Below are 26465 nucleotides of genomic sequence, written 5' to 3' on the forward strand. Positions count from 1 at the left end.
CCCTTATCCCTGCTAGACGCGCCAAACGCCAAGCCCTGTTGGGGCTGATGTCTTCGCCCATGTCGCACAGATCATCATGCAACTTGCGGTATCCATAGACCTCGCCGCTGTCATCCCAAGCCTGCTTCAACAGCACCGTTTGGCGCTGATCCTCCAGCGCACGCTGACAAAAAGGTTCACGCAGCCATGCATAGAAGCCGCTCGGATGAACGGCCAGCATCCGGCACATAGCCCTGACGGCAAAGATTGGCCGGTGTTCGGCGATAAACGCATACCTCACCGGGATTCCCTGGCGCAGTATGCGGTCGCCTTTTTTAGGATGTCCCGTTCCTCCGTGACCCGCAGCAGATCTCGCTTCAACCGGCGGATCTCATCAGCTTGCGCATCGACCTCTTGGATCACCTTTGCGGGCCGCGAAAACTGCTTCTGCCATGTGTAGATCGACTTGGTGCTGACCCCCAATCGCTCGGCCACCTCGCGCACCGGGTAGCCCCGATCCTCGACCTGTGCGACCGCATCGCGCTTGAACTCATCTGTGAATTTGTTCGTGGACATATCGTCCTCCTTGCTTCCAAAATTACCAAGCAAGGCGTCTACAAATCTAGGGGCTATTCAATCTGCAAACAATGGACAATCGAGCCTGAAAGGTTCACCCTAAACCCGATCCATCAAATGCCGGGACTGAACACCTAGGCAGAACAGGTTATTTTGAGCGCAAGGGAGCCGAATTGAATGTGGGAACCTGTCGCCGCCGCTTTTCCGCGTAACATTCAGCACGGCTGATACGCCTGAAACGTATACAGTGGGCAAGGTCGAGGTGGAAAGTTCCGCAAAAGTGGTCGATCGGTGAACGACCAACCGTCCAACATCTGGTTGGCTTTCTGATGGTCTAGACCAAGCATTGCGCTGCGACCAGAACACTTCCAGCGGAAATACAGCACATGATAGCAGGTTTGCGTTGTAGATAGATCGAGTCGCCTGCATCGGTCAGAGAGTGAACTCCAATGATCACTTATGGCATGTTTCATAGAATTGTTGCCTCTGCCCACCCTCCGCTGAAGCCTGGTTTTGCCAAATCACCATCAGCCTGTCTGCGCCACCATTCGCTCTCTGATGCGCGGGCCAGCGAAGTCCAGAAAAGCCCGCAGTTTCAGTGGCAAAGCGCCTTGGCCATCGAAAACCAGACTGATGGGCACAGGCGGCGGCTCGTAAGCTTCCAACACCGTCATCAGGTGTCCGGCACCGCGGGCGGCTGTAATCTGATAGGACAGCACGCGGGTCAGCCCCACACCCGACACGGCCGCATCGATCGCGGCTTCTGCGGTGTTGACGGCCAGACGCGAGCGGATCGGCATGGCACTTTCGACGCCATTCGTCTGAAAGCTCCAGCGATCTGTGTGATCAAGGCCGATGAACGTGATGCAGTGGTGACGGGATATCTCTGCTGGTTCAAGCGGCAGACCATTGGCGGCAAGATACTGCGGGCTGGCGCAAACCACCCGCCGCACCTCACCCAGTCGTGTCGCCCTTAAACGGCTGTCGGGCAGCGCCCCAATACGCACCGCAACATCGACGTGATCATCCTGCAGATGCAACAGGCGGTCTGCCAGCGTCAACCTGATGTCAATCTCAGGGTAGGCCTGCAAGAACGCGGTGACGACGGGCAGAACGTGCAGTCGGCCAAACACCACGGGCGCGGTCAGGGTCAATTCGCCGCGCGCGGTAGTGAACGCACCGGATGCGGCAAGCTCTGCCTCGGCCACATCGTGCAGAATACGTTTACAAGCGGCGAGGTAGGACAGCCCCGCCTCGGTCAATGTAACGCGGCGGTTGGAGCGTTGCAGCAGGCGCGCGCCAAGATGTTTTTCGAGATCCGAGATTTTGCGGCTGATCGTGGTCAGTGGCACCCCCAATTTGCGACCTGCCGCCGAAAGGTTGCCCTGTTCGACGACCTGCAACAGAACATTCATGGCGTCAAAACGATCCACAGTTTGGGCCTTCATTCCGATAAGTGGAAGCATATCAGCCATTATTGCCGGATATTCCGCGATTATGAAAGTGATAAGTTTGGTTACAGCGGGTCACAACGGCCCGATCAACCCGGAGACTAAAATGACCCGCATCGCCACACCTGTTACCATCGCCGACGCACCGCTCGCAGCACAACCGTTGCTGGAGGCGGTGAAAAAGCAGCTTGGCATCGTGCCGAACCTGTTCCGCGTCGTCTCTAACAGCCCCGCGGCCCTAGAAGGCTACCTTGGTCTGTCGGGCGCGTTGGGCAAAGGCACGCTGCCTGCCCCAACCCGCGAACGCATCGCGCTGGCGGTGGCTGAGATCAATGGCTGCAGCTATTGCCTTTCAGCGCACAGCTATCTTGGCAAGAACCTCGCCAAGCTGGATGCGGCCGAAATCCTTGCCAACCGGATGGGGCATTCCAACGATCCCAAGGCCGCTGCGGCGGTGCATTTCGCAACGCTTGTGACCAAGGCGCGCGGCCATGTCAGCGACGATGATCTGCGGGCGGTGAAGCTGGCAGGGTATGACGACGCGCAAGTGGTTGAAATCGTGCTGCATGTCGCGCTGAACACTTGGACGAACTACATCAACGAGGTCGCACAGACCGTGATCGACTTCCCTGTGGCCGAGGCTCTTGCCGCCTAATCCTTGCAATACAGTGCTGCCTGGATGCGGGCGGCACACCAACCGGAGCAAACCAATGTCACCTCCTCTGCCGCCCTTTACCTTGGAAACCGCCGCCCAAAAGGCCCGCATGGCCGAAGATGCGTGGAATTCGCGCGACCCCGCCCGCGTCGCGCTGGCCTATACGGAAGACAGCCGCTGGCGCAATCGCACTGAGTTTCTGACAAGCCGCGCCGAGATCGTGGCGTTTCTGACCCGTAAATGGGAGCGCGAGTTGGATTACCGTCTAATCAAAGAGATTTGGGGCACTTTGGGCAACCGGATCGCGGTGCGCTTTGCCTATGAATGGCGCAATCCGGCGGGTCAGTGGTTTCGCAGCTATGGCAATGAAAACTGGCAGTTCGATGCGGATGGTTTGATGGAGCAACGCCACGCCAGCATCAACGATCTGGCGATCAGCGAGGCCGAGCGCAAGTTTCACTGGCCGCTGGGGCGCAGGCCGGATGATCACCCCGGCCTCAGCGCGCTTGGGCTTTGAAAGGTCGGCAGATGGGCTATTCCAGTGACGTCGCATTCTCGGACGCAGTGAAGTCGGTGCAGAGCCGCAAAGGCTCGCGTCGGGCTTACGCGCAGCAGGAGGACGCAGGCAGTTGGCAAACCGAAATCACTGATGAATTGCGTGGCTTCATCGCCGAGCAGACCAGCGTGTTTCTGGCGACGGCGAGTGCTGACGGCCAGCCCTATATGCAGCATCGCGGCGGACCGCCGGGTTTTTTGCGGGTGATCAACGACAAGACCTTGGGCTTTGTCGATTTCAGCGGCAATCGCCAGTATATCAGCACGGGCAATCTGGCGGAAAACCCCAAGGCTCAGCTATTCCTGATCGACTACACCCAGCGCCGCCGCATCAAGGTCTGGGGTACCGCGCAGGTCATTGAGGGCGATGCCGATCTGGTCGCAAGTCTGATGCCCGGAGGCTACAAAGCCCGCCCCGAGCAGGTGATCTTGTTTACGGTCACAGCTTGGGATGCCAACTGCCCGCAGCATATCCCGCAGCGCTTTGATGCAGGGGATGTGGCGCACATAGTGGCCGACCGCGATGCGAAGATCGAGGCACTGGAGGCAGAGCTTGCCGATCTTAGACTTCAGAATGCAGGACTACCAGCGTAGCATCCGACGCCCTAGCGCTGCGCTGATCAGGGTGACGATCAGGATAGCCGCGCCATACCAAGTCACAAAGAACAGCGGATTATCGCGGGTGCAAAACAGCGAATAACCGGCGGTGACGCCACTGGCGGCGCTCAGCCCGACAAGGGCGCCGGACAAAGTTGGGGAGGTGGCGGCACCCTCTCGCACCAGTCGCAGCATCACCCCCACCGGAACGATCGACAGCAGCAAGATCGAGCCCAGACACTCATCCAGCGAAAAGGCACTAACTTCGGCAAAGCGGGCAGACGGTTCGCGCAGCACGAACGCCCCGATCCACAGCGCAAGGGCTGCCAGCAGGGGCACTGCATAGACCCAGAGGGTGGCCCCAGCCCGCGCCTCGGGTCGGATCAGGCGCAGCACCAGTAGGATGGACAAAGCACAGGTGATCAACGGCAGAACGGTTTTGAACGGGACAACGGGGTTAGACCATGCAAGCATCAAGCCATGACGGGTGCCCAGCACCGCCAGAAACAGCGCGACGGGGACAAGGATCGACAAAGCCATCACCATGCCAAGCCGTGCGGGGCGAAGGGCTGTCTGCACGGCTTCGGTGGATAGCCGGGCGATCAGATCATCGGTCTGCATCATGGCTGATCCCTGCGACCCAGTGCGGCCATTCGCTTCATCGCGCGGTGCAAGGTGACGCGCAGATTGGCCGGGCTGATCTGCAAGCGCGCGCTGACCTCGGCTTGTGTCTCATCGCGCAGCGCCAAAGCCCGCACCACCTCTGCCGAGCGCGGGTCAAGCTGGCCCAGCAGGTGATCGACTTCTGCCCGGTCATCGCGGGCGGTCAGCGGGCTGGCTATATCCTCGGCGGGCAACAGCTCGCTGTAATCCTCAATCGGCAGATGCACCGCCACACCGCGCTTGCGATACGCGTCGATGATCTTGTAGCGGGTGATCGCATACAGCCATGGCCGCAGCGGATGCGCCGCGTCCCAAGTGTGGCGCTTCAGATGGATGCCAAGCAAAACGTCCTGCACAATATCCTCGTGTTGATCGGGGGGAAGGCTGCGGCTGCGCGCGCGCACAATTCCCCGGACGATGGGTGTGACGGCGTGCAGAAACCGGGCGTATGCTTGCCTGTCATCTGCGTTCGCCGCCTTCAGCAGTGTGGCCAAAGGATCTTCGGTCAGCTGCATTCCCTTGGTCCCTTCGCGCTGAGCAGGCGGTTCGTTACAAGCGATAGGCGATTATTCTGAATTACTCCACCATCCCGCTTTGTTTGAACACCAAAGCGTGAGCCGCGTAACAGCCTGGGATTTTGCGCGAATGGAATGCCCGAGAGCCAGATGATGATTCGGCAGGCGCGCGCAGTTGCGCAGTCAGCCCTTAACTTGGAGGAGAATACCCATGCAGTTATCGCGCCGTTCCGTTCTGACCAGCCTTATCCTAGGCACCGCCGCCGTCCGGTTCGGCTTTATCGGCAAGGCAGCGCGGGCGGGCGAAAGCTTTGCTGTCACCCATACCGATGCCGAATGGCGCGCCATGCTGACGCCCGCGCAATATGAGGTGCTGCGCCAGCAAGGCACCGAGCGCGCCTTTAGCAGCCCGCTGCTGGACGAACACCGCAAGGGCACCTTTTCCTGCGTGGGCTGCGATTTTCCGCTGTATTCTTCGGAAACCAAGTTTGACAGCGGCACCGGCTGGCCCAGCTTTTGGCAGCCACTGAAAGGCGCGGTTGGCACATCTTCTGATACAGCACTTTCTGAGGCACGCACCGAGGTGCATTGCAGCCGTTGCGGTGGTCATCTGGGTCATGTGTTCAACGATGGCCCGCAACCGACTGGCCTGCGCTACTGCATGGACGGTGTCGCTATGACCTTCCACGCCGCCTGACCCAGCAACCAGAAGGATCGCAACATGCTTCTGCTTCTCCTCGCGTATCTCGGCGGTATGCTGACCATCGCCAGCCCCTGCATCCTGCCCGTGTTGCCGTTTGTATTCGCACGGGCCGGGCAGCCATTTCTGAAAAGCACCTTGCCGATGCTGGCAGGCATGGCTGCGACCTTCGCCGCTGTCGCCTCGCTCGCCGCGATTGGCGGTGATTGGGCAGTGACGGCGAACCAATATGGCCGCAGCGTGGCGCTGGTTGTGATGGCGGGCTTCGGGATGATCCTGCTGTTTCCGGCGATGGCTGACAAGGTGGCCCGGCCCGTGGTCGCCCTTGGCGCGCGGCTGTCCGACAGCGCGGATCGCCATCGCCGTGCTGGCGGATCAGTTGTCGCGGCTTCGCTGGTGCTGGGCACGGCCACCGGTCTGCTCTGGGCACCCTGCGCTGGACCAATGCTGGGGCTGATCCTGACTGGGGCGGCGCTGAACGGCGCCAACCTTGCCACCAGCCTGTTGCTGCTGGCCTATGCGTTGGGGGCGGCCACCTCGCTCGCCTTGGCGCTTTTGGTAGGCGGTCGGGTATTTCAGGCGATGAAACGCTCGCTTCTCGCCACAGAATGGCTGCGCCGGGGCTTTGGCGTGGCGGTCATTCTCGCGGCGTTTGCGATTGGGCTGGGCGTCGATACCAAGTTTCTGGCGCAGGCATCTTATGCCAGCACGGCCATTCTGGAACAGCGCCTGCTTGATAGTGTGTTGCAACCGCACGCTGCGCCCGCAACCGAAGACGAGTTGCTGCAAAATGCCCCCGCCTCTGCGACCGAGGACTGGACCAAAAGCGATGTCACCCAGATCAAGGCGCAAAAGGTCAAACTGACCCTGCCGGTTGAGTCGACCACCCCGGACCTGAACGGCGCTGTGCAATGGCTGAACTCGGAACCTCTGAGCATGGCGCAACTGAAAGGCAAGGTCGTGCTGGTCAACTTCTGGACCTTCGGCTGCATCAACTGCCTGCACACCCTGCCTTATGTCAAAGAATGGGCGGCCAAATACGCCGATCAGGGCTTTGTGGTGATCGGCGTGCATTCGCCTGAATTCGCCTTCGAGAAAGACCGCGAGAACGTCAAGAATGCTGTGGCCGATCTTGGCATCAGCTTTCCGGTGGCGCTCGACAATGATTTCGCGATCTGGCGGCAGTTCAACAACCGCTACTGGCCCGCGCAATACCTCATTGATGCCGATGGTCAGGTGCGGTTCCACCACTTTGGCGAAGGCAGCTACGATCAGTCTGAACAAGCGATCCGGCGGCTGATTGCCGAACGTGACAAGGCGGCCCCGTAAAAGCACCGCTGCAATCCAACCCATTTCCCTGCGATCTCTGAAAGGAAACACCATGACCAAGTCCCTGACTGAACAACGGAAATCCACTCCGCGGCGTATGGTTCTGTGTACAGCGCTGGTACTGGCGGCGCTGATGGGCGGTGCGCTGATGCTGCCCGGCAATGCCAGCTTCGCAGGCGAAGGCATTGCGATCCCTGCTCCGAGTCTTGACGAGGCTGCCAATGCTGGCACCGAAACGGCGATCTTCGCTGGCGGCTGCTTTTGGGGCGTGCAGGGCGTGTTCCAGCATGTCGGTGGCGTGATCAGCGCCACCTCGGGCTATACTGGCGGCGAAGGCGCGAACCCCAGCTATGATATGGTCAGCACGGGCACCACCGGCCATGCCGAGGCGGTGGAGATCGTCTATGATCCGTCAAAAGTCACCTACGGTCATCTGCTGCACATCTTCTTCTCGGTGGTGGCTGATCCGACCACACTGAATTACCAAGGCCCGGATCATGGCACACAATACCGCTCGGCGATTTTCCCGACCAATGCGGCGCAATCCAAAATCGCCAAGGCCTATATCACCGAGCTTGGTGCGGCCAAGGTGTTTGGCGCTGCCATCGTGACGACGATTGAGCCGCAGGCAAAATTCTTCCCGGCTGAGGATTATCATCAGGACTTTCTGACCTTAAACCCGACCTATCCCTATATCGTCGTCAATGATTTGCCGAAAGTGGCCGATCTGAAACAGCTGTTCCCCGGCGATTATAAAACCAACCCCGTTTTGGTGATGAAATAAGAATTTAATCTCTCTGGGTTTAAAAGATTTAACCTCACGGCATCAGGCGTAAGAGATGCCGTGGGCTATTTGACAACATAACTCCGCCACACAATCAGGTAGCCCGTAAATCCCATGGAAATGCACCAGATCAAATACTTTCTGGCGGTGACGCGGACGCTGAACTTTACCCGAGCGGCGGATCAATGCAACGTCACCCAGCCGTCGCTGACCCGCGCGATCCAGAAACTAGAGGATGAATTCGGCGGCATCTTGTTCAACCGTGAACGCGCGCTGACCCATCTGACCGAGTTGGGCCGCATGGTGCTGCCGCATCTGGAACAGACCTATGAAGCTGCCGAAGCCGCGACCTCGCTTGCCAGCAGCATTGGTCGGGCCGAGGTTGCTCCGCTGGTAATCGGGGTGGCGCATGGCCTAAATTTGCCCGTGCTGGATGAGATATTGGCCGCTTTGGCCAGCACATTGCCCGCGCTTGCGATTGATCTGCGCAGCGGCACGTCTGAACAGTTGCTCGATACCGCGCTGAAAGGCGGCATTGATCTGCTGATCATCGCCCAGCCAGAGCAAGCGCCGGATCGGCTAGAGACTTGGCCGCTGTATGTGCAACGCTACAAAATGGCGATCTGCGCGGGGCATCGGCTTGCCAATGGCCCGCCGCTTTGCATGGCAGAAGTGGCGGCTGAGGCTTGGATCGACGGCGGCGACGATGGCACGACTTTGTGGCGCAGCGCGGCCACCGCGATGGGTCTGGCTCCCAGCTTTCGCCACCGCGTTGAAAGCCGCAGCCAAGCCCTGCGTCTGGTGGCGCTTGGGCTTGGCCATGCGATCATGCCTGCGGGCACATCCGCTTGCGGCACAGCAGCGGTCAGCTTAAGTGATTGCGAGTTATATCAAAACATTGTTCTGGCTGCCGTGGCAGGTCGCCGTAGAGGCCGTGCCGCCGATGCGTTCATGCGCGCGGCGCGGGCGCGTGATTGGCAGGAAAGTGCGTCGGGAACAGCCGATCAGGCGGGTCTGGTCAGGCTCGACAATGCGCAAAGCACCTCAGCTGGTTCTGCCCGGTGATGAAAGTCAGGATCGACAAAAGTAAAATGCACCTGCCGCGCGCGATCTAGCAGGAAAGTTGCGGGCGCGGGCAGCAAACCATTGGCTGTGCCGTAAGCCTCGGCCAGATCAAAGCCGCCGTCGCGAAACTGCTGCAACACCACGGGCCCCACCGGAAACGCCAGACCATAGCGTAGGGCCACACCCAGATCGGGATCGCACAGCACCACAGCGCCGTCACCCGCAATCTGCGCCAAACCCGCCAACCGCCCGCCGGTTTCCGGTGTTACGATGATCAACCGCCCACCCGCCGCAATCAACGCATCGCGATTCTCCGCCCAAGCGCCGATTTCTTCCTCACAATACGGGCACCAGCTGCCGCGATTGAAACTTAACACCACGGGTCCGTCGGCCAGCAGATCACTCAACCTGCGCAAGCGACCACTGGCATCGGGCAGTGCAAAGTCAGGCGCAACCGCCCCCACACGCGGCGCGCCCGCCATGGCATCAGACGCCCGCAGCCGCTCAATCAGCGCATCATAACTTTCCAGCCAAGTGCCGGGAAGGCTTCGGCAGGCAGCAAGGCGCGACGCAAGGGGTACAGGGTTTTTCATCCCGCCATCATTGTGCAATTCCCGCGCTATATAAAGAGCCTTGCTCGCATGGGTTTCATGCACGCAAAGCATGGACAGCGCCGCTTGATAGCCTACGGGCATTGAAAGCATAGGTAAGTGGCATTTTCTATTTTACACGCGCTGGGGCACCCTAATTTCAATCGGTCCCTGACGGATCGGTTCTAACCTGTCGGGCCTGCTGCCAATACCGGCGATGCCCGCACCAAATTGGAGACTCCCGATGAACCGTTTTCTGATCGCCCTGGCACTCTCGACCGCATTCACCGCTCCGGCATTTGCCGGCAGCATGGCCAAGGATATGGCGTGCAGCGCCTTCTCGGCAATGGATTCTGATGGCATGATGGCGACGATGAAAGACGCCAAAATGGCAGGCGACGCGATGGCTTCCGGTGACGCAATGGCATCCGGCGATGCAATGGCCTCGGGTGATGCGATGGCGATGAGCCCCGAAGATGAGATGGCCGCTGTGGTCAAGACCTGCAAAGAACATCCCGATATGATGCTTATGGATGCGATGCATCCCAAGATGTGATCTGCTGCGGGCACTGGGATACTCCCGGTGCCCGACCCCACTCTCTCCCGCACCCTCTCACCCGATCAGGACAGCAGATGAGCATCACCGAACCGATGACCATGCCGACGCAAACTGCAGCCAAAGGCGGCGATGTTGTGGATCGGCACCGCTTGTCCACCCGGCTGTGGCACTGGACCAATGCCATAACCATCGTGATCATGCTGATGAGCGGGCTGATGATCTTCAACGCGCATCCCCGACTGTATTGGGGCGCTTATGGTGCCAACCCGGACTATGCTTGGCTTCAGATCGGCGCGACCGAGGCCAATACCGGCTTTGTGCGCGTGGGCAGCGTGACCGCCGACACCACCGGTGTTCTGGGCCGCTGGACTGACAGTGACGGCCAAGTGCGCAACCGCGCCTTCCCGTCTTGGGCGACGCTGCCGCAAAGCTACAATCTGGCATTGGCTCGGCGTTGGCATCTGACCTTCGCTTGGGTGTTTGCCGTTGGCCTCGCCGCCTATCTGATCCGCAGTCTGCTCAACCGCCATCTGCAACGCGACCTGCTGCCAACAGCCGAGGAAATCCGCCCGTCGCAAATCTGGAGCGACATCAAGCACCACGCCAAGTTGCAGTTCCCGACGGGTGAGGCCGCGCAACGCTATAATATCTTGCAGAAATTCGCATATCTGTCGGTGTTGATCGCCCTTATCCCCGGCATGATCCTGACCGGGTTCACCATGTCTCCCGGCCTGAACGCCTCTTTGCCATGGCTGCTCGATCTGTTCGGCGGCCGGCAATCGGCCCGATCTTTGCACTTTATCTTCGCGATGGGGATCATGGCGTTCATTGTGGTCCATTTGTTGATGGTTGTCCTCGCTGGACCAATCAACGAGGTGCGCTCGATGATCACAGGCCGCTACCGCTTGCCGAAGGAGAAAAACTGATGGCACTTTTGACCCGCAGATCCGTGCTGACCGGACTTGGCTTTTCCACCATCATCGGCACCACGGCTGGCCTTGTGTTAAGCCCGAGCTTCCGCGACCTAGCGCTTGGCAGCGGTGAGAAACTGGCCTACCAGACCCACCGCCTGATCGGTCGTAACGCTTTAGCGCCAGAGTTTACCGAAGCCGATATGTCGCCAGACTTCCGCACCAACGGTAACACCATGCCCAAGTCATCAGACTACCAGCGCCATATGGAAACCGATTTCGCCAACTGGCAGTTGCAGGTCGATGGCCTTGTCAGCACCCCAAAAGCCTTCTCACTGGCGGCACTGAAAGCCATGCCCGCCCGCACCCAGATCACCCGTCACGACTGTGTCGAGGGGTGGAGCGCGATTGGCAAATGGACTGGAGTGCCGCTCAGCGCGTTGCTGTCTCAGGTCACCCTGCTGCCCTCTGCGCGCTATCTGGTGCTACATTGCGCCGATGATTTCAGCGGCGACGCATACTACGAAAGCATTGATCTTGTTGACGCTTTCCATCCGCAAACTATCCTCGCCCATACCATGAACGATCAACCGCTGTCCGTCGGCCACGGCGCGCCGCTGCGGCTGCGGGTCGAGCGGCAACTGGGCTACAAGCAGGCGAAATATATTATGCGGATAGAGGCGACTGCGACCCTCGCTGCGACGGGTCTTGGCAAAGGCGGCTTCTGGGAAGACCAGATCGGCTATGACTGGTATGCAGGTATATAGGCCGTGAAACGGGTGCATCGGACATGTTATTGGGATCAGCACCTAAAGGCTATAGGCCCGATCCAATGGAGCGACCGCTATCGCCAATGACCGCGTCGATGGATCTGTTTTGCAAGTGGCTGCTTTCCGCCCTTATTGTCGCTGTGACCGTTCAAAGTTGATCACTTTGATCTAAGATGTTTTTAAGCTGCGAAAGACTTTGGCCCCGGCCACGCCGCCTGATGCAAAGGCCAGAATTTCTGAAATCCTGTCCCCGCAGCCAATACCAATAGATACTATCGGGTTCAGGCTGCTCGCGCAGCGCGGGGTGGGATGATTGCCCGCGACGGTGCGAAACGGTTCGTAAATCCTGTCCCCGCTTCATCGGGTGGCATTCGCATGACAGAAACCCGTCTCATCCAACCTTAGGCAGCCTCTCGACAGCGTCCTTCAGGATGGGCATTGGGGTTGCCTTTCAGTAAGTTTTCTCGTGTGTGTCTTTCCCATCGTGCCAGTCTATATCGCGCACGACTTTATCGTCAGCGATAAGGTTGTCGAATGCGTTTTGGACGTAGTGGCGACAGCTATGTAGCGTGAGACCCGCGCCCTCAGCGCCGAGGCTTCTATCGATAACCTCCCGCATTTGCCGCTCTAGCTTCTTGCCGTAGCTTCCCGAAGCGTCGCCCAAATCGGGGAACAAGGAAGGGGGAGCCCTTGGTGCGGAGGGCCTCGACATAGTCCATGAAACCTAACTCGATCAGGTGGCTGTGGATTGGCACCTTGCGCTGCGAGGGCAGGTTCTTGATGCGCCGCAGATCATTGCCATCAATGTCGAAGCAAAGGGTGCACTCCACCTTAATGATATCCTTTGGCATCAGACCAGCAATTTCTTCGCGCCGCGCGCCTGTATAGGCGGCAATCAGAGGCACCAATAGAGGCCGTTGCGGATGATCCGGCCGCCGGGCTCCCATTGCCGGGCCTCGGACTTCTAGCCCTGCCAAACAGGGCTTTGGAAAAGGGTCTTTAGCTGTTCGGCGGTGAACGCCTGACGTTTGTCGCGGTCGCGCACATTCTCTTTGCGGCGCAGCTTGCCGAGTTTCAGCGTTTGATCAATCGCAATCCCTTCGTCATCCGCCCAGGTCACGATCTGGGTCAGATGTTCAAGATGGCGGTTCACCGTGGCGACACTCAGGTTCAATTTTTCCGCTGGTAACTGCTCGGCCCGCGCCACGATTTCCTCACGGCTGGCCCCCGCATCTCTTTGGCTTTTGTCCCAGATTTTCGGCAGCTTGTGAAGATCCGTGCGAAAAGATGTGACATGGCTTTGCCGGATCCTGCGGAGGTCAGCAATCCCGGTCAAGGTAGAGAACAGCGTCACAAAGTTTTCATACTCGCGCAGAGTTTTTTCTTCGATTCCTACTGCCCGCTTAAGCGCGTTCATTCCCTGAACGATCACGGTGAGGCTCGGATCAAGGATTTTGGGATCTGATGCTCCTTGATTTGGGGGATGGTCTGGTTCATGAGTTTCTTGGGCTTCAATGGGTAGCTGATTAGGAGCTTCCGGCTCCCGCGGGATCGCTTCATCCCAGGCTAAGTGCTTGCCACGGATGTAGAGGTCCATCGCCTCAATCGTTCCTTGGGCTGAAACCGTTTCGCGCCCGGTCAACGCCTTGAGTTCCCGTAGAATGATCCGTCGGCGCGTATCGCTGGTCAGGTCGCTCCGCAAAAGATCGACATCGCGGGCGAAGAGGCTGTTACCGTCGGGGGTTGGCGCATGGACGTCATTGTTGGCGATATGTGCCCAAGCGGCCCGCATCGCCTCGTCATGGCGGCGATCATCAGCCGGATCGCAACTGTCGACACGGCTGAACATGGCAATTGTGGCGCGCTCGCGCTTCGCAACCTCCGCAAGCCAGCTACGTGCCTCGGTTTCTGTGATCTGATTTCTGACGGCGCATTCCATAGCGATATCACTCTCCGCGCTAAGCTTCCGAGATAAGATAACCGCAATGCGCGGGTCGGTGGTGCGCAAAGAGAGCTTGATTTCGACGATTCTTGTGGATTGTCGCCTTATGCGACGGCACCAATGGAACACTTGTCCGCGTCGGAAGAGGTGGGGTTGGCCGTTCATCTAATATCCGTTCCTAGTTGGACGGACAGATAAATCAGCTGTGCAGGATGGAATATCCTTATGCCACATAGACGAAGCCAAATTTTGGCTTTGTCTATTATTTCAACGGCTTGCGTTGAAATTGGCTCCGGCGGTAGGGATCGAACCTACGACCAATTGATTAACAGTCAACTGCTCTACCGCTGAGCTACGCCGGAACACGAGGGGTCTATAGCAAGGGTGTTTGGGGGCGGCAAGGGGGGGAGCGCATAAAAATGCATTGCGGCTCAGATGATTTTGAACTGTGCCCCGGCGCCAAGCGGTTCGGTGGAAAAGACGACATTTCTGTCATGCAGATCAATAAGATGCGCAAGAATGTTGCGGGCGGCGGCGGGCAACAGGGCGGGTGGGGTGTCGGTGTAAAGCTGGGCCGCCAAATCGGCGGGGCGGGCGGGTCCTGCCTGCAACGCCGCACAAATTGCGGTTTCGCGGGCGTGGCGGTGGGCGGCAAGCTCGGCCAGACGCAGAGTCGGATCGGCGATTGTCTCGCCATGGCCGGGCCAGAAGCGCCGCCAGTGCTGTGCCTGCAACCGCCGCAGTGACGCCATATAGGCGCTCATATCGCCATCGGGCGGCGAGATCAGCGTGCTGGCCCAGCCCATCACGTGATCGCCGCTGAACAGAGCATCGCCCAGTGCGAAGCACAGATGCCCACCCATATGGCCGGGGGTGTGCAACGCCTCAATCTGCAAGCCCGCCAGTGCCAGCACCGCGCCATCCGCCACCAGAACGTCCGGCACAAAGCCCGCATCCACCCCTTCGCCGCCGCCCTGCAACCCAGCCGCTGCCAGCCGCTGCATCAGCGCAGAGCGCCCCGCCAAAGCCCCGCCAAAGCCATAGACCTGCGCCCCGGTCGCCGCCTGCAATTCAGGCACCAGCCCGGAATGGTCCAGATGCGGATGCGTCACCAAGATCGCCCGCACTGGCGCGCCCTGCACAGCCGCCAGCACCGCCGCCAGATGATCGGGCAGGGCGGGGCCGGGGTCGATCACCACCGCGCCATCAGCCCCGTGCAGCACATAAGTGTTGGTGCCAGTCCCGGTCATCGGGCTGGGGTTCGCGGCCCTGATCCGGCGCACACCTGTCGCTATGTCCATCCCAGCTTCCCATCTTGCTGCATCCTCGCTAACCTTGCCGCTATGGCAAGCCGTCTCAAGCCCTTTCTGCCCCGCAGCCTGTTTGGGCGTGCAGCGCTTATTCTGGTGCTGCCGGTGGTGGTGGTGCAGTTGATCGTCTCGATCGCCTTCATCCAGCGGCATTTTGATGGCGTCACCCGGCAGATGACCGGCGGGGTCAGTATTGAAATCCGCTACATCCGTGCCCGCGTCGATGCGGTCGAGACGCAAGCCCAAGCGCAAGCCCTCGCCTATGATCTGACCCGCGGGCTGGATCTTGGCCTGAAATTCCCGCTGGACGCCGCCGAAATCCCGCAAACCGACAGCCGTGCGTGGTTCGACTATGCCGGTCGTGCCGTCGCCCTGACGCTGTATGAGCGGCTGTCCGGCGTGCGCGCGGTGGATCTGACCAGCAATCCCTTGGCGGTGCAGGTCTATATGGACACCAACAAAGGTCCGATCCGGTTTGAGATAAAACGCTCGCGCATCTCGGCCAGCAACCCGCATCAGCTGCTGGTTTGGATGGTGTTCACCTCGGCGCTGATGACCTTCATCGCCTATATTTTCCTGCGCAACCAACTCAGCCCGGTCACAAGACTGGCCCGCGCCGCCGATGCGTTCGGCAAGGGTCAAACCGTGCCCTACACGCCGCGCGGTGCCACCGAAGTTCGTGCTGCGGGCAATGCGTTTCTGAACATGCGCGCCCGGATTGAGCGGCAGATCGAAAGCCGCACCCAGATGCTATCCGGCGTCAGCCATGATCTGCGCACGCCGCTGACGCGGTTGAAACTCGGCCTGTCGTTCCTGCCCGAAGACGACGACACGCGCGCGCTGCAGCAGGACGTGGCGGATATGGAGCGGCTGGTCGATGAATTCCTGTCCTTCGCACGCGGCGATGCGATGGAGGAAGCCGAGCCTGTCGACCCCACCGCTTTGCTGCATCACATCGTCGACAATGCCATCCGTATGGGCCAGCCAGTCACGCTTGGCCCCGGAGATGCGCTGGATTTCGCCAAACTGCGCCCGCAGGCCATCACCCGCGCGTTGGAGAATCTGATCGGCAATGCGGTGCGCCATGCCAAACGTGTCGAGGTCAGCCTGCAAGTCAGTGACCGCGTCTTGCGCTTTATCGTCGAAGATGACGGACCCGGCATCGCCAAAGACCGCCGCGATGAGGCATTAGAGCCGTTCAAACGCCTTGATCCGGCGCGCAACCCCAACAAGGGCGGCGGGGTAGGGCTTGGCCTGTCGATTGCCTCGGATATCGCCCGCAGCCATGGCGGCGCGTTGCGCTTGGGCGACAGCGAGCGGCTGGGGGGCTTGCGAGCAGAGATCAGCGTGGCGCGCTAAGCTGGCACGACGATCTTTGGTTTTGCCAGATTAGCCAAGCGACGGTTTGCGGGACAAACCTCCTTGCTCAACGGCTTCCAGCCTTACGAGCAACTCACCGAGAAACGCTCCACTGGAGCGTTTCCATTCGGTTCGATCACCACCGCCAGTCCCTAGCCCCTTGCGCCCGCAGTTAATGCGCCACCCGTTGAAACATGGCTCTCGCCACCCTACGTCACGCAGGTTGAAACTTTCGCATTAACCAAATTTTCAGCACATCCCCGCTAAACCCAAACGCAACCCATCGCCGATTGCAGCAATGCGCCCGCCCGCCCTTGCACCCCCCCGCGCGCGCCACTAAGACTCTGCAAAGCATCCGGCGATTAAAACAGTTCCACGGACCTAAACAGGCAGGTTTTCATGCGCGATCCAGTTGACCACTATATGAACACCCTCGTGCCGATGGTGGTCGAACAGACCAGCCGCGGCGAACGCGCTTACGACATTTTCAGCCGTATGCTGAAAGAGCGCATCATTTTCCTCGCAGGCCCGGTGCATGACGGCATGTCGTCACTGATCTGCGCCCAGCTTTTGTTCCTTGAGGCGGAAAACCCGTCGAAGGAAATTGCGATGTATATCAACAGCCCCGGCGGCGTTGTGACCTCCGGTCTGTCAATCTACGACACCATGCAATACATCCGCCCCAAAGTGTCTACCTTGGTGATCGGCCAAGCGGCCTCAATGGGTTCGCTTTTGCTGCAAGCGGGCGAAAAGGGCATGCGCTTCAGCCTGCCGAACAGCCGTGTCATGGTCCACCAGCCCTCGGGCGGCTACCAGGGCCAAGCGACTGACATCATGATTCACGCGCGGGAAACCGAAAAGCTGAAACGCCGCCTTAATGAGATCTACGTCCGCCACACCGGCAACGATTATGAGACGGTCGAAGCGGCGCTTGAGCGCGACAATTTCATGTCCGCTGAAGATGCCAAGGCTTGGGGACTGATTGACGAGATTCTCGAAAGCCGTGGCAAGGTTGACGAGGTGAAGTAACCCCGGTGCCCCCGGTTCATGCTGGGGGCACTTTCGGATTGTAGAGGTTTGGGCCTTGGCCTACACTTCCTTCAAACGCCCCTCACGGGCGCAGGGCTAGAGGATACCCATGGCGAACAATTCCGGCAGCGACAGCAAGAATACGCTCTATTGCTCCTTCTGCGGCAAAAGCCAGCATGAGGTGCGCAAGCTGATCGCCGGCCCGACGGTTTTCATCTGCGATGAATGTGTCGAGCTGTGTATGGACATCATCCGCGAGGAAACCAAGACCACGGGGCTGAAAACCACCGATGGCGTGCCAACGCCGCGTGATATCTGCAAGGTTCTGGATGATTATGTCATCGGTCAGGTCCATGCCAAGCGCGTGCTCTCGGTCGCGGTGCATAACCACTACAAGCGGCTGAATCACGCATCAAAGACCGACATCGAACTGTCGAAATCCAATATCCTGCTGATCGGGCCGACCGGTTGCGGCAAGACCTTGCTGGCGCAGACCTTGGCCCGCATCTTGGATGTGCCGTTCACCATGGCGGATGCGACGACCCTCACTGAGGCGGGCTATGTCGGCGAAGATGTCGAAAACATCATCCTGAAACTGCTGCAAGCCTCGGAGTATAACGTTGAACGCGCCCAACGCGGCATCGTCTATATCGACGAAGTTGATAAGATCACCCGCAAGTCGGACAACCCCTCGATCACCCGCGATGTTTCGGGCGAAGGCGTGCAGCAGGCCCTGTTGAAGATCATGGAAGGCACTGTCGCTTCCGTTCCGCCGCAAGGCGGGCGCAAGCATCCGCAGCAGGAATTCCTGCAAGTCGACACCACCAACATCCTGTTCATCTGCGGTGGGGCGTTCTCGGGGCTTGAGAAAATCATCGCACAACGCGGCAAAGGCTCGGCCATCGGCTTTGGCGCGGCGGTGAAGGGCCCGGAAGATCGTGGAGCGGGCGAGTTGTTCCAGGAACTGGAGCCGGAAGATCTGTTGAAATTCGGTCTGATCCCGGAATTCGTCGGTCGCCTTCCCGTGATCGCCACCCTGACCGATCTCGACGAAGCTGCGCTGATCACGATTTTGACCGAGCCGAAGAACGCTTTGGTCAAGCAATACCAGCGTCTGTTCGACATCGAAGGCACCAAGCTAAGCTTCACCCCCGATGCGCTGATCGCCATCGCCAAACGCGCCATCAAGCGCAAAACCGGCGCGCGTGGGTTGCGGTCGATCATGGAAAGCATCCTGCTGAACACTATGTTTGAGCTGCCCGGCATGGATGACGTCGAAGAAGTCGTGGTCAATGAAGAAGCGGTGAATAACGGTGCAGCGCCGTTGCTGGTCCACACCGAGACGAAGAAAAAAGAACCCGCAACTGCCAGCTAAGGCGTTTGCATATAAGACAAGCAGCGGCGGGCCATTGGCTCGCCGTTTTTCTTATAACGCCTGAAAAACCGGGCGCAAATCCACCGCCCACCCGCGTGCCCCCTAGACCTTTCCACCCCTTTCGGCCATATCAAGACGAAACCCCTGCGGAGGCCTCTATGTATTTCCTCAAGCGAATGCTGACCTGGTGGAACAGCCAAACTTTGGGCACCCAGATCTATACCGCCCGTAAGGGTCAAAGGGTCGGCGAGGATGAGCAAGGCAATATCTACTACCAAACCGCCGACACCAAGCGCCGCTGGGTGATCTACAACGGCGAATCCGAGGCCTCTCGCGTTTCGCCCGATTGGCACGGCTGGCTGCATTTCACTTGGAATGATCCGCCGACCAAAACCCCGTTGAAGCACAAGGCATGGGAGCAGCCGCATCAGGAAAACCTGACGGGCACGCCCGCCGCCTACGCCCCTCCCGGCTCGATCCGCGCACATGCCCCCGCCTTGCGCAGCGATTACGAGGCGTGGCAGCCGAAATAATGGCAGCCCGAATAAGGCCTGAGACCCAAACATGAGTGAAAATCGCGCAGAAATCTTGGCAGGGGCCGCCGTGCTCGCCGCCGCCATCGGCTTTCTGGTCTATGCCACCGGCGGGCAGGGCTTGACCGCTGCGGCGGGCACCTATCCGTTGAAAGCCTCGTTCCGCTCGGTTGATGGTATCACGCCCGGGTCAGATGTGCGGCTGGCAGGCGTCAAGGTCGGCAGCATCACTGCGCTGACGTTGAACCCCGAAACCTTCTTTGCCGACGCCAGCATCGCCATCGACAGCAAAATCCAACTGCCGACCGACACCGCGATTCTGATCTCTTCCGAAGGCCTGCTCGGCGGCAATTTTGTCGAACTGGTGCCCGGTGGCGCGCCCGATATTCTCGCCCCCGGTGATGAGATCGAAGACACCCAAGGCTCGGTCAGCCTGATCTCACTGTTGATGAAATTCGTCTCTAGCGGCTCCTCCAGCGGCGACAAACCGGCTGATCCGGTCGCGACCGCGCCGGATGCTTCAACACCATGAAACGCTTGGCGATTTGCCTTAGTCTGCTGGCCAGCATGGCCACAGCGCAGGACGTCGCCGACGCCCCCGGCGCGAAACTGCGCCTGCTCGATAAGCTGACCGGCAAGGTCACCGACCTTGATCTGTCCAACGGCCAATCGCAAACTGTGGGTCGGCTGACCGTGCAGATGGACGGTTGCCGTTATTACCCCGACAGCCCCGCCGCCGAGGCCTTTGCGCATCTGACCATTCTCGATGCCCAAGTGCCCGACCCGGTGTTCAACGGCTGGATGACCGCCTCCAGTCCCGCATTGTCGGCGCTGGACAACGCCCGCTACGATGTCTGGGTGCTGCGCTGCGATGTGCCCGATGTGGTGCTGCCCGATGTCGAAGACCCGCCCGAGGATACCCCCGGCGAGGGTCAGGACCCCAACGCTGACCCCGCCACCACTGATGGCGGCAACGGCTGATAGCCAGCTGGGGTAAAGCTTGCTTGGCCTTGCACGGCTGCCGTGAGGCGACGCTGATACTCCGCACGCGGAATTTCCACAGCACCTAGCGACGCCAGATGCGGCGTCAGAAACTGCGTGTCAAACAGCTGAAATCCACCCGCCCGTAGCCGATGGGTCAGATAAGCGAGGGCGGTCTTGGAAGCATTGGTCTGCCGCGAAAACATGCTTTCACCGAAAAAGGCCGCCCCCAAAGTCACGCCATACACCCCGCCAATCAGCGCTTCGCCCCGCCAAACCTCTAGGCTATGCGCAAAGCCCATCTGGTGCAGGGCGGTGTAAAGCTCGGTGATCTCGGTATTGATCCACGTCTCGGGCCGGTCCGCGCAGCCTGCGACCACCTCTGCGAAGGCCTCATTCACGCTGATGCGGTAATCCGCCGTCAGGATATGCTTGGCCAGAGATCGCGAGATATGAAACCCGTCCAGCGGAAAAACCCCGCGTCGTTTCGGGTCGACCCAGTGAATTTCAGGATTGTCCCGGCTTTCCGCCATCGGAAAAATCCCGATGCCATAGGCGCGCAACAGGATTTCTGGAGTGAGGATTTGGGTCATCAGGCACCTTTGTTACGCGCACTTCAAGCAAACAACCCGCCCGGAATCAAGGCGCTTTAGCGCCGCCGGGCAGCGCCCGACCGCCCCCTCGGGCGGGCGCTTCTGCGCTGTCTCGCTTAGAACCACTGGGGGATTGGCTGAACCATAAACCGCCTAGAACAACCGTTGCCGCGCCCACCCGGCGGTCAGCCGCCACCCTCTGATGGTGTCAAACTGTTAAAAATCCGTTAACGGCTTATAGTCAAGCCATTGATTCGAAACCATAAAAAAGGTCCCGAGTTGGGGCCATAGCAAAGGGCGCCCGAAAGCGCCCCTCACTCTCATTGCCCGAAGGTCGCTTCCAGCCATTTCTCCAGCCAGTGAATGCCATATTCCCCGTTCTGAATATCCGGCTCGGCCAGCAGCATATCAAACAGCGGCACCGTGGTCTCAATCCCGTCGATGATCAGCTCTCCCAGTGCCCGTTTCAGGCGTGCGAGGGCCTCAGGTCGATCCCGACCATGCACGATCAGTTTGCCGATCAGGCTGTCATAATAAGGCGGGATCGAATAGCCGCCATAGAGCGCCGAATCCATCCGAACGCCCAATCCACCGGGCGCGTGGAACACCTTGACCTTGCCGGGGCGCGGCGCGAAATCGGGCAGCCGTTCCGCGTTGATCCGCACCTCAATCGCGTGGCCGTTGATTTCCAGCTCATCCTGCGTGAAGGACATATCCATCCCCGCCGCAACCCGGATCTGTTCACGCACGAGGTCCACACCGAAGATCGCCTCGGTGACAGGATGTTCGACCTGCAACCGGGTGTTCATCTCGATAAAGAAGAACTCGCCATCCTCATACAGAAACTCAATCGTGCCCGCGCCGATATAGTTGATCTTGGCGACCGCATCCGCGCAGGTCTTACCAATCCGCGCCCGCATTTCCGGGGTGATGCAGGGGCCGGGGGCTTCCTCAAACACCTTCTGGTGGCGGCGCTGCAAGGAACAATCCCGCTCACCCAGATGCACAGCGCGGCCTTTGCCATCACCGAACACCTGAATTTCGATATGGCGCGGCTTTTGCAGGTATTTCTCGATGTAAACTTCATCGTTGCCAAACGCGGCCTTGGACTCCGACCGCGCGGTGCGGAAGGCGATCTCCAACTCTTCCGCGTTCTTGGCGACCTTCATGCCGCGGCCACCGCCACCAGCGGTGGCTTTGATGATCACCGGAAAGCCAATGCCTGCCGCCACACCAATCGCCGTTTCAAAATCAGCGACACCGCCATCCGAGCCCGGCACCACCGGAATCCCCAGATCTTTCGCGGTGATCTTGGCGGTGATCTTGTCGCCCATGATGCGGATATGCTCGGCCTTGGGGCCGATAAAGGTGATGCCGTGATCTTCCAACGCCTGCGCGAACGCGGCATTTTCAGACAGGAAGCCATAGCCTGGATGCACCGCCTGCGCCCCAGTGATCTCGCAGGCCGAGATGATCGCGGCCTTCGACAGATAGCTGTCGGTGGACGAGGCCGGGCCGATACAGACCGACTCGTCCGCCATCCGGACATGCATCGCATCGGCGTCGGCGGTGGAATGTACGGCGACCGATTTGATCCCCATCTCCTGGCAGGCGCGGATCACGCGGAGGGCGATCTCGCCCCGGTTGGCGATCAGGATTTTTTCAAACATCGGCTTACTCGATGATCATTAGCGGCGCGCCGTATTCGACAGAATTGCCGTCGGCGACCAGAATGCGCTTCACGGTGCCCGCGCGCTGCGCCGGGATGTGGTTCATGGTTTTCATCGCTTCGATGATCAGCACGGTCTGGCCTTCGGTCACAACCGACCCTACGCTGACAAAAGCCGCAGCCCCCGGTTCTGCCGAGAGATACGCGGTGCCAACCATCGGTGATGTCAAAGCGCCCGGATGCTGCGCGGGGTCTTCATTTGCCAAAGCGGCGGCTGGGGCAGGAGCAGCCCCTGCAACGGGCGCAGGCGCGTATTGCACTGCGGGCGCTGCGGCCATCTGCACGATATTGGATTGCTTGACCACGCGCACTTCGAGGCTGTCATCCTCGCCGTACTCACGTTTAACCGACAGTTCGGTCAGGTCATTCTTATTCAAAAGCTCTGCAAGAGCCGAGATAAACGCAACGTCTGCGTCGGAAGATTGTTTGCTCATGCCGTCCTCTTTTGGCGTCATTGCTGCGCGCTGGATGGGCCATATCCGCGCCTTGATCGCACACATATACATAAGCCAGCGCCTAGAAAAAAGGCCGAAGATCGGTTGCGGCTGGCCAGAGCCAAAAAAACTGCCCGCAAACCGCCTCGCATAAAATTTACCATTTGATAAAAAAATAAAGCTGTGCCAGCCTCAATAAAACAACATAGCCAAGGGAGGCCCCGCCTTGTCCAATAGCCCGTTGACCCCCGGCGTCGTGGCAGAACGCTTGTCGCCCGCCGCCTATGCCGAGAACTTTTCCGATGTGCAGCCGGTGTTTGATCGCCACGAGGCGCGGGTGGCGGCGGATCGCTGTTACTTCTGCTTTGATGCGCCCTGCATGACGGCGTGCCCGACCTCAATCGACATTCCCCTGTTCATCCGCCAGATCGCCACTGGCACGCCGGATGCGGCGGCCAAGACGATCTTTGCGCAGAATATTCTGGGGGGGATGTGCGCGCGGGTCTGTCCGACCGAGCAGCTCTGCGAGGAGGTTTGCGTGCGTGAGGTCGCCGAGGGCAAGCCGGTGGAAATTGGGCGGTTGCAGCGTTTTGCGACCGATACGCTGATGTCTAAGGGCGTGCATCCGTTCACGCGGGCGGCTGTGACGGGCAAAAAAGTGGCGGTGGTCGGGGCAGGGCCTGCGGGTCTGGCCTGCGCGCATCGCTTGGCGTTGAAGGGGCATGAGGTCACGGTGTTTGAACGCCGCGCCAAGCCGGGTGGGTTGAACGAATACGGCATCGCCACCTATAAAACCCCCGAGAATTTCGCCGCGCGTGAGGTGGAGTGGTTGTTGAAAATCGGCGGGATCACGGTGAAAACCGGGGTGGAGCTGGGCCGCGATGTGACGTTGGATCAGTTGCAGGCCGAGTATGACGCGGTATTTCTGGGCATCGGTCTGGCGGGCGTGAATGCTTTGCGTGCGGCGGGGGAAGATTTAAACGGCGTGCGAAATGCCGTTGATTTCATTGCGGAATTGCGGCAGTCTGACAAGCCTACGGTCGCGGTAGGCCGCGATGTGGTGGTGATCGGCGGCGGCATGACGGCGGTGGATGCGGCTGTGCAATCCAAGCTTTTGGGCGCAAATTCGGTGACGATGGTGTATCGGCGCGGCAAGGATAAGATGAGCGCCTCGGAATATGAGCAAGACCACGCGACGCAAAGCGGGGTGCGGATTATTTATGGTGCTGCTCCGGTTAAGGTGCTTGGCGGAGCCGCGGTGGAGGGTGTAGAATTTGCCTATACCCATGATGGCCCGAACGGGCTTGAGATGGGCGAAACCTTTACGCTGAAGGCCGATCAGGTGTTCAAGGCGATTGGTCAGACGCTTGGCGCGGCACCGATTGGCCAAGAGGGGGCCAAGCTTGTGAAACAGCAGGGCAAAATCTGGGCCGGCGGCGATTGTGCGGCGGGCGGCGAGGATTTGACGGTCACAGCGGTGGCCGAGGGGCGCGATGCGGCGGAAGCGATGCATCTGGCGCTGATGGCATAGGGGAACATCATGGCAAATCTGACAACCGACTTCATTGGCATCAAATCCCCCAATCCGTTCTGGCTGGCCTCTGCGCCGCCGACCGACAAAGAGGTCAACGTGCGCCGCGCGTTTGAGGCGGGCTGGGGTGGGGTGGTTTGGAAGACGCTTGGCTCGGAAGGCCCTCCGGTCGTCAACGTCAACGGCCCGCGTTATGGCGCGATCTGGGGCGCAGACCGCAGGCTTCTGGGGCTGAACAACATCGAGTTGATCACCGATCGCCCGTTGGAAGTGAACCTGCGCGAAATCAAAGCGGTGAAGCGCGATTACAAAGACCGCGCCATGATCATCAGCCTGATGGTGCCCTGTGATGAGGATTCGTGGCGCGATATTCTGGGTCATCTGGAAGATACCGAGGCCGATGGGGTTGAACTGAACTTCGGCTGCCCGCATGGCATGGCCGAGCGCGGCATGGGCGGCGCGGTGGGGCAGGTGCCGGAATATATCGAGATGGTGACGCGTTGGTGCAAAAAGCACACCCGCATGCCGGTGATCGTCAAGCTGACGCCAAACATCACCGACATCCGCAAACCTGCCGAGGCCGCCAAGCGTGGCGGCGCGGATGCGGTCAGCCTGATCAACACGATCAACTCAATCACCTCGGTAAACCTCGACAGCTTTGCACCCGAACCGACGATTGACGGCAAGGGCACCCATGGCGGCTATTGCGGCCCGGCTGTGAAGCCGATTGCGCTGAATATGGTGGCGGAAATTGCCCGAAGCCGCGAAACCCACGGCATGCCGATTTCTGGCATCGGTGGCATCACCACCTGGCGCGATGCGGCGGAATTCATGGCGCTTGGTGCGGGCAATGTGCAGGTTTGCACGGCGGCGATGACCTATGGCTTCAAGATCGTGCAGGAAATGATCTCGGGTCTGTCGGAATATATGGACGAAAAGGGCATGACTAATACGTCGGAGTTGGTCGGGCGGGCGGTGCCGAATGTCACCGATTGGCAGTTCCTGAACCTGAATTATGTCACCAAAGCCCATATCAGTCAGGACGATTGCATCAAATGCGGCCGCTGCTATGCGGCCTGCGAGGATACCAGCCACCAAGCGATTGCGATGTCGGCGGACCGCACCTTCACCGTCAAGGACGACGAATGCGTCGCCTGCAACCTCTGCGTCAACGTCTGCCCGGTGGAAAACTGCATCACCATGATCGAGCTGCCGAAAGGGGCTATGGACGAACGCACGGGCCGCCCGGTTAGCGATTATGCCAACTGGACTACACATCCGAACAACCCGATGGCCAAAGCGGCGGAATAGCCAAATGGCCTCAAGCGCGCTTGTCGACGCTTGGGGCCGCCTCGGGATCTGGCATGACCTGATCCGGGTCTGGCGGCTCAGTGGTGGCCGCAGGCTCTGCCCGCATCGCTGAAATCTCGCGCTCGTCGAGGTAGGCGCGTTCGGCGTGGTCGGATTGCACTTGCGCGGGTTCGTCCTGCGCCTCGGTTTCGGGATGCAGAGCGGCAGGCGTCACAAAGGCCAATGCCGCCGTCTCAGGTGGTTTGGCTTTTGGCGCAGGCGGGGGCTCGGCTTGCGGCAGATCGTCCAAAAGCACCGCGCCGTCGCGCAGATAGGGGATGCCGTCCAGGCTGATGCCATCCACCTCGGTCAGCATTTCGATCTGTCCGCTGTCCGTCGCCTCCGCCACCTGCACCAGTGCGGGTTGCATCGGCAGCAGACCCTTGAAGATCGCCTCGCTGTTGGCGGGCGGCAAGATCGGGCGCGGGGCCGTTTCCGTCGGCAGTTCCGCCCTCAAGTTCTGCGCAGCGGCATGGCCGTCTGGGCTGGGCGTCATTAGCGCCGCCGCAGCGCGGGCCACAGGTTTCACGATCAGCGATTGAAACTGCGGCGCGGACGGCGCCGCAAGCGACGAGATCTGTCCCATCCTTGCACCTCTTT

At 59.8% G+C, this 26465-nt stretch carries 29 protein-coding genes, 1 tRNA gene and 1 pseudogene; 18 read left to right on the forward strand and 13 right to left on the reverse strand.

All coding sequences use genetic code 11. The features are described from left to right. Both AKV04_RS26840 and AKV04_RS01550 read right to left on the reverse strand, forming a co-directional pair. Window positions 1–555, reverse strand: a pseudogene (locus AKV04_RS26840) (transposase); the annotation flags it as partial. A 527-nt stretch (window positions 556–1082) separates the two neighbouring features. After that, complete coding sequence (locus AKV04_RS01550; protein WP_235815506.1) at window positions 1083–1970, reverse strand: LysR family transcriptional regulator; 888 nt, start codon at window positions 1968–1970, stop codon at window positions 1083–1085. 142 nt (window positions 1971–2112) lie between these two features. Between AKV04_RS01550 and AKV04_RS01555 the strand changes: the two genes are divergently transcribed. The 3 genes from AKV04_RS01555 to AKV04_RS01565 are packed head-to-tail and all read left to right on the forward strand — an operon-like array spanning window position 2113 to window position 3810. Further along, window positions 2113–2661, forward strand: a complete 549-nt coding sequence (locus tag AKV04_RS01555; RefSeq protein WP_054004915.1) for a carboxymuconolactone decarboxylase family protein — start codon at window positions 2113–2115, stop codon at window positions 2659–2661. Window positions 2662–2716: 55 nt separating this feature from the next. Continuing rightward, window positions 2717–3178 (forward strand): nuclear transport factor 2 family protein, encoded by a 462-nt coding sequence (locus tag AKV04_RS01560; protein ID WP_054004734.1) that lies wholly within the window; start codon window positions 2717–2719, stop codon window positions 3176–3178. Window positions 3179–3189: 11 nt separating this feature from the next. Further along, on the forward strand, window positions 3190–3810 hold the full coding sequence (locus AKV04_RS01565; RefSeq protein ID WP_054004735.1) for a pyridoxamine 5'-phosphate oxidase family protein: 621 nt from the start codon (window positions 3190–3192) through the stop codon (window positions 3808–3810). Here AKV04_RS01565 and AKV04_RS01570 read toward each other — a convergent pair. Both AKV04_RS01570 and AKV04_RS01575 read right to left on the reverse strand, forming a co-directional pair. After that, window positions 3799–4437, reverse strand: a complete 639-nt coding sequence (locus AKV04_RS01570; protein ID WP_054004736.1) for an NrsF family protein — start codon at window positions 4435–4437, stop codon at window positions 3799–3801. The two genes, AKV04_RS01565 and AKV04_RS01570, sit on opposite strands and share 12 nt — an antisense overlap. Next, window positions 4434–4991, reverse strand: a complete 558-nt coding sequence (locus tag AKV04_RS01575; RefSeq protein ID WP_054004737.1) for a sigma-70 family RNA polymerase sigma factor — start codon at window positions 4989–4991, stop codon at window positions 4434–4436. Before AKV04_RS01575 ends, AKV04_RS01570 begins: the two co-directional genes overlap by 4 nt. 211 nt (window positions 4992–5202) lie before the next feature. Between AKV04_RS01575 and msrB the strand changes: the two genes are divergently transcribed. The 4 genes from msrB to AKV04_RS01595 all read left to right on the forward strand — a co-directional run bounded on the left by msrB (window position 5203) and on the right by AKV04_RS01595 (window position 8869). Beyond that, window positions 5203–5688, forward strand: a complete 486-nt coding sequence (gene msrB, locus AKV04_RS01580) for a peptide-methionine (R)-S-oxide reductase MsrB (RefSeq protein ID WP_054004738.1) — start codon at window positions 5203–5205, stop codon at window positions 5686–5688. Window positions 5689–5712: 24 nt separating this feature from the next. Further along, window positions 5713–7020, forward strand: a complete 1308-nt coding sequence (locus AKV04_RS01585; protein WP_082351482.1) for a cytochrome c biogenesis protein DipZ — start codon at window positions 5713–5715, stop codon at window positions 7018–7020. Window positions 7021–7072: 52 nt separating this feature from the next. Then, window positions 7073–7804 carry a peptide-methionine (S)-S-oxide reductase MsrA gene (msrA, locus tag AKV04_RS01590; RefSeq protein ID WP_082351483.1) on the forward strand — a complete coding sequence of 244 codons (732 nt, stop codon included), beginning with the start codon at window positions 7073–7075 and terminating at the stop codon, window positions 7802–7804. A gap of 114 nt (window positions 7805–7918) precedes the next feature. Beyond that, window positions 7919–8869 carry a LysR family transcriptional regulator gene (locus AKV04_RS01595; RefSeq protein WP_054004741.1) on the forward strand — a complete coding sequence of 317 codons (951 nt, stop codon included), beginning with the start codon at window positions 7919–7921 and terminating at the stop codon, window positions 8867–8869. Here AKV04_RS01595 and AKV04_RS01600 read toward each other — a convergent pair. Then, window positions 8809–9462, reverse strand: a complete 654-nt coding sequence (locus AKV04_RS01600; RefSeq protein WP_162232815.1) for a peroxiredoxin-like family protein — start codon at window positions 9460–9462, stop codon at window positions 8809–8811. The two genes, AKV04_RS01595 and AKV04_RS01600, sit on opposite strands and share 61 nt — an antisense overlap. Window positions 9463–9703: 241 nt before the next feature. Between AKV04_RS01600 and AKV04_RS01605 the strand changes: the two genes are divergently transcribed. The 3 genes from AKV04_RS01605 (at window position 9704) to AKV04_RS01615 (ending at window position 11696) form a co-directional block, all read left to right on the forward strand. Then, window positions 9704–10015 (forward strand): hypothetical protein, encoded by a 312-nt coding sequence (locus AKV04_RS01605; protein WP_054004743.1) that lies wholly within the window; start codon window positions 9704–9706, stop codon window positions 10013–10015. 77 nt (window positions 10016–10092) lie between these two features. After that, complete coding sequence (locus AKV04_RS01610; RefSeq protein ID WP_202905543.1) at window positions 10093–10944, forward strand: cytochrome b/b6 domain-containing protein; 852 nt, start codon at window positions 10093–10095, stop codon at window positions 10942–10944. After that, window positions 10944–11696: a molybdopterin-binding protein gene (locus AKV04_RS01615; RefSeq protein WP_054004744.1), complete on the forward strand. Its 753-nt coding sequence runs from the start codon at window positions 10944–10946 to the stop codon at window positions 11694–11696. Before AKV04_RS01610 ends, AKV04_RS01615 begins: the two co-directional genes overlap by 1 nt. Before the next feature lie 602 nt (window positions 11697–12298). On the opposite strand, the gene AKV04_RS26845 is transcribed toward AKV04_RS01615, so the two are convergent. The 4 genes from AKV04_RS26845 to AKV04_RS01635 form a co-directional block, all read right to left on the reverse strand. Then, window positions 12299–12604 carry a site-specific integrase gene (locus AKV04_RS26845; RefSeq protein ID WP_235815507.1) on the reverse strand — a complete coding sequence of 102 codons (306 nt, stop codon included), beginning with the start codon at window positions 12602–12604 and terminating at the stop codon, window positions 12299–12301. A gap of 59 nt (window positions 12605–12663) precedes the next feature. Further along, complete coding sequence (locus AKV04_RS25285) at window positions 12664–13806, reverse strand: DUF6538 domain-containing protein (RefSeq protein ID WP_235815508.1); 1143 nt, start codon at window positions 13804–13806, stop codon at window positions 12664–12666. A 122-nt stretch (window positions 13807–13928) separates the two neighbouring features. Continuing rightward, window positions 13929–14003 (reverse strand) — tRNA-Asn (locus AKV04_RS01630). A gap of 69 nt (window positions 14004–14072) precedes the next feature. Continuing rightward, window positions 14073–14942: an MBL fold metallo-hydrolase gene (locus tag AKV04_RS01635; RefSeq protein WP_054004747.1), complete on the reverse strand. Its 870-nt coding sequence runs from the start codon at window positions 14940–14942 to the stop codon at window positions 14073–14075. Window positions 14943–14984: 42 nt separating this feature from the next. Between AKV04_RS01635 and AKV04_RS01640 the strand changes: the two genes are divergently transcribed. The 6 genes from AKV04_RS01640 to AKV04_RS01665 all read left to right on the forward strand — a co-directional run bounded on the left by AKV04_RS01640 (window position 14985) and on the right by AKV04_RS01665 (window position 20228). Next, a complete protein-coding gene (locus AKV04_RS01640) occupies window positions 14985–16310 on the forward strand; it encodes an ATP-binding protein (protein ID WP_054004748.1) in 1326 nt (441 codons plus the stop codon). Between the two features lie 399 nt (window positions 16311–16709). Then, entirely contained in the window at window positions 16710–17339 is a 630-nt protein-coding gene (locus AKV04_RS01645; protein ID WP_054004749.1) for an ATP-dependent Clp protease proteolytic subunit, read from the forward strand. 109 nt (window positions 17340–17448) lie between these two features. Beyond that, window positions 17449–18714, forward strand: coding sequence for an ATP-dependent Clp protease ATP-binding subunit ClpX (gene clpX / locus AKV04_RS01650; protein ID WP_054004750.1), 1266 nt, complete (start codon window positions 17449–17451; stop codon window positions 18712–18714). Window positions 18715–18872: 158 nt separating this feature from the next. Next, window positions 18873–19247, forward strand: coding sequence for an NADH:ubiquinone oxidoreductase subunit NDUFA12 (locus AKV04_RS01655; protein WP_054004751.1), 375 nt, complete (start codon window positions 18873–18875; stop codon window positions 19245–19247). 31 nt (window positions 19248–19278) lie between these two features. Next, complete coding sequence (mlaD, locus tag AKV04_RS01660) at window positions 19279–19779, forward strand: outer membrane lipid asymmetry maintenance protein MlaD (protein ID WP_054004752.1); 501 nt, start codon at window positions 19279–19281, stop codon at window positions 19777–19779. Beyond that, window positions 19776–20228: a DUF2155 domain-containing protein gene (locus AKV04_RS01665; RefSeq protein ID WP_054004753.1), complete on the forward strand. Its 453-nt coding sequence runs from the start codon at window positions 19776–19778 to the stop codon at window positions 20226–20228. The genes mlaD and AKV04_RS01665 overlap by 4 nt, the downstream gene beginning before the upstream one ends. Here the strand turns inward: AKV04_RS01665 and aat are convergent. From aat to accB, 3 genes are all read right to left on the reverse strand, one after another. After that, on the reverse strand, window positions 20180–20821 hold the full coding sequence (gene aat, locus AKV04_RS01670) for a leucyl/phenylalanyl-tRNA--protein transferase (RefSeq protein WP_054004754.1): 642 nt from the start codon (window positions 20819–20821) through the stop codon (window positions 20180–20182). The two genes, AKV04_RS01665 and aat, sit on opposite strands and share 49 nt — an antisense overlap. Before the next feature lie 320 nt (window positions 20822–21141). After that, a complete protein-coding gene (accC, locus tag AKV04_RS01675) occupies window positions 21142–22491 on the reverse strand; it encodes an acetyl-CoA carboxylase biotin carboxylase subunit (RefSeq protein ID WP_054004755.1) in 1350 nt (449 codons plus the stop codon). A gap of 4 nt (window positions 22492–22495) precedes the next feature. Beyond that, window positions 22496–22984 (reverse strand): acetyl-CoA carboxylase biotin carboxyl carrier protein, encoded by a 489-nt coding sequence (gene accB / locus AKV04_RS01680; RefSeq protein WP_054004917.1) that lies wholly within the window; start codon window positions 22982–22984, stop codon window positions 22496–22498. Between the two features lie 226 nt (window positions 22985–23210). On the opposite strand from accB, the gene AKV04_RS01685 reads away from it, so the two are divergent. Together AKV04_RS01685 and preA are read left to right on the forward strand one after the other, a co-directional pair. Next, window positions 23211–24515, forward strand: coding sequence for an NAD(P)-dependent oxidoreductase (locus AKV04_RS01685; protein WP_054004756.1), 1305 nt, complete (start codon window positions 23211–23213; stop codon window positions 24513–24515). A 9-nt stretch (window positions 24516–24524) separates the two neighbouring features. Beyond that, complete coding sequence (gene preA, locus AKV04_RS01690; RefSeq protein WP_054004757.1) at window positions 24525–25826, forward strand: NAD-dependent dihydropyrimidine dehydrogenase subunit PreA; 1302 nt, start codon at window positions 24525–24527, stop codon at window positions 25824–25826. Between the two features lie 10 nt (window positions 25827–25836). Here preA and AKV04_RS01695 read toward each other — a convergent pair whose 3' ends face one another. Continuing rightward, window positions 25837–26451, reverse strand: a complete 615-nt coding sequence (locus tag AKV04_RS01695; protein ID WP_054004758.1) for a hypothetical protein — start codon at window positions 26449–26451, stop codon at window positions 25837–25839. Window positions 26452–26465 lie beyond the last annotated feature (14 nt).

The organism is Cypionkella psychrotolerans, from assembly GCF_001294535.1.
Classification (GTDB): domain Bacteria; phylum Pseudomonadota; class Alphaproteobacteria; order Rhodobacterales; family Rhodobacteraceae; genus Cypionkella; species Cypionkella psychrotolerans.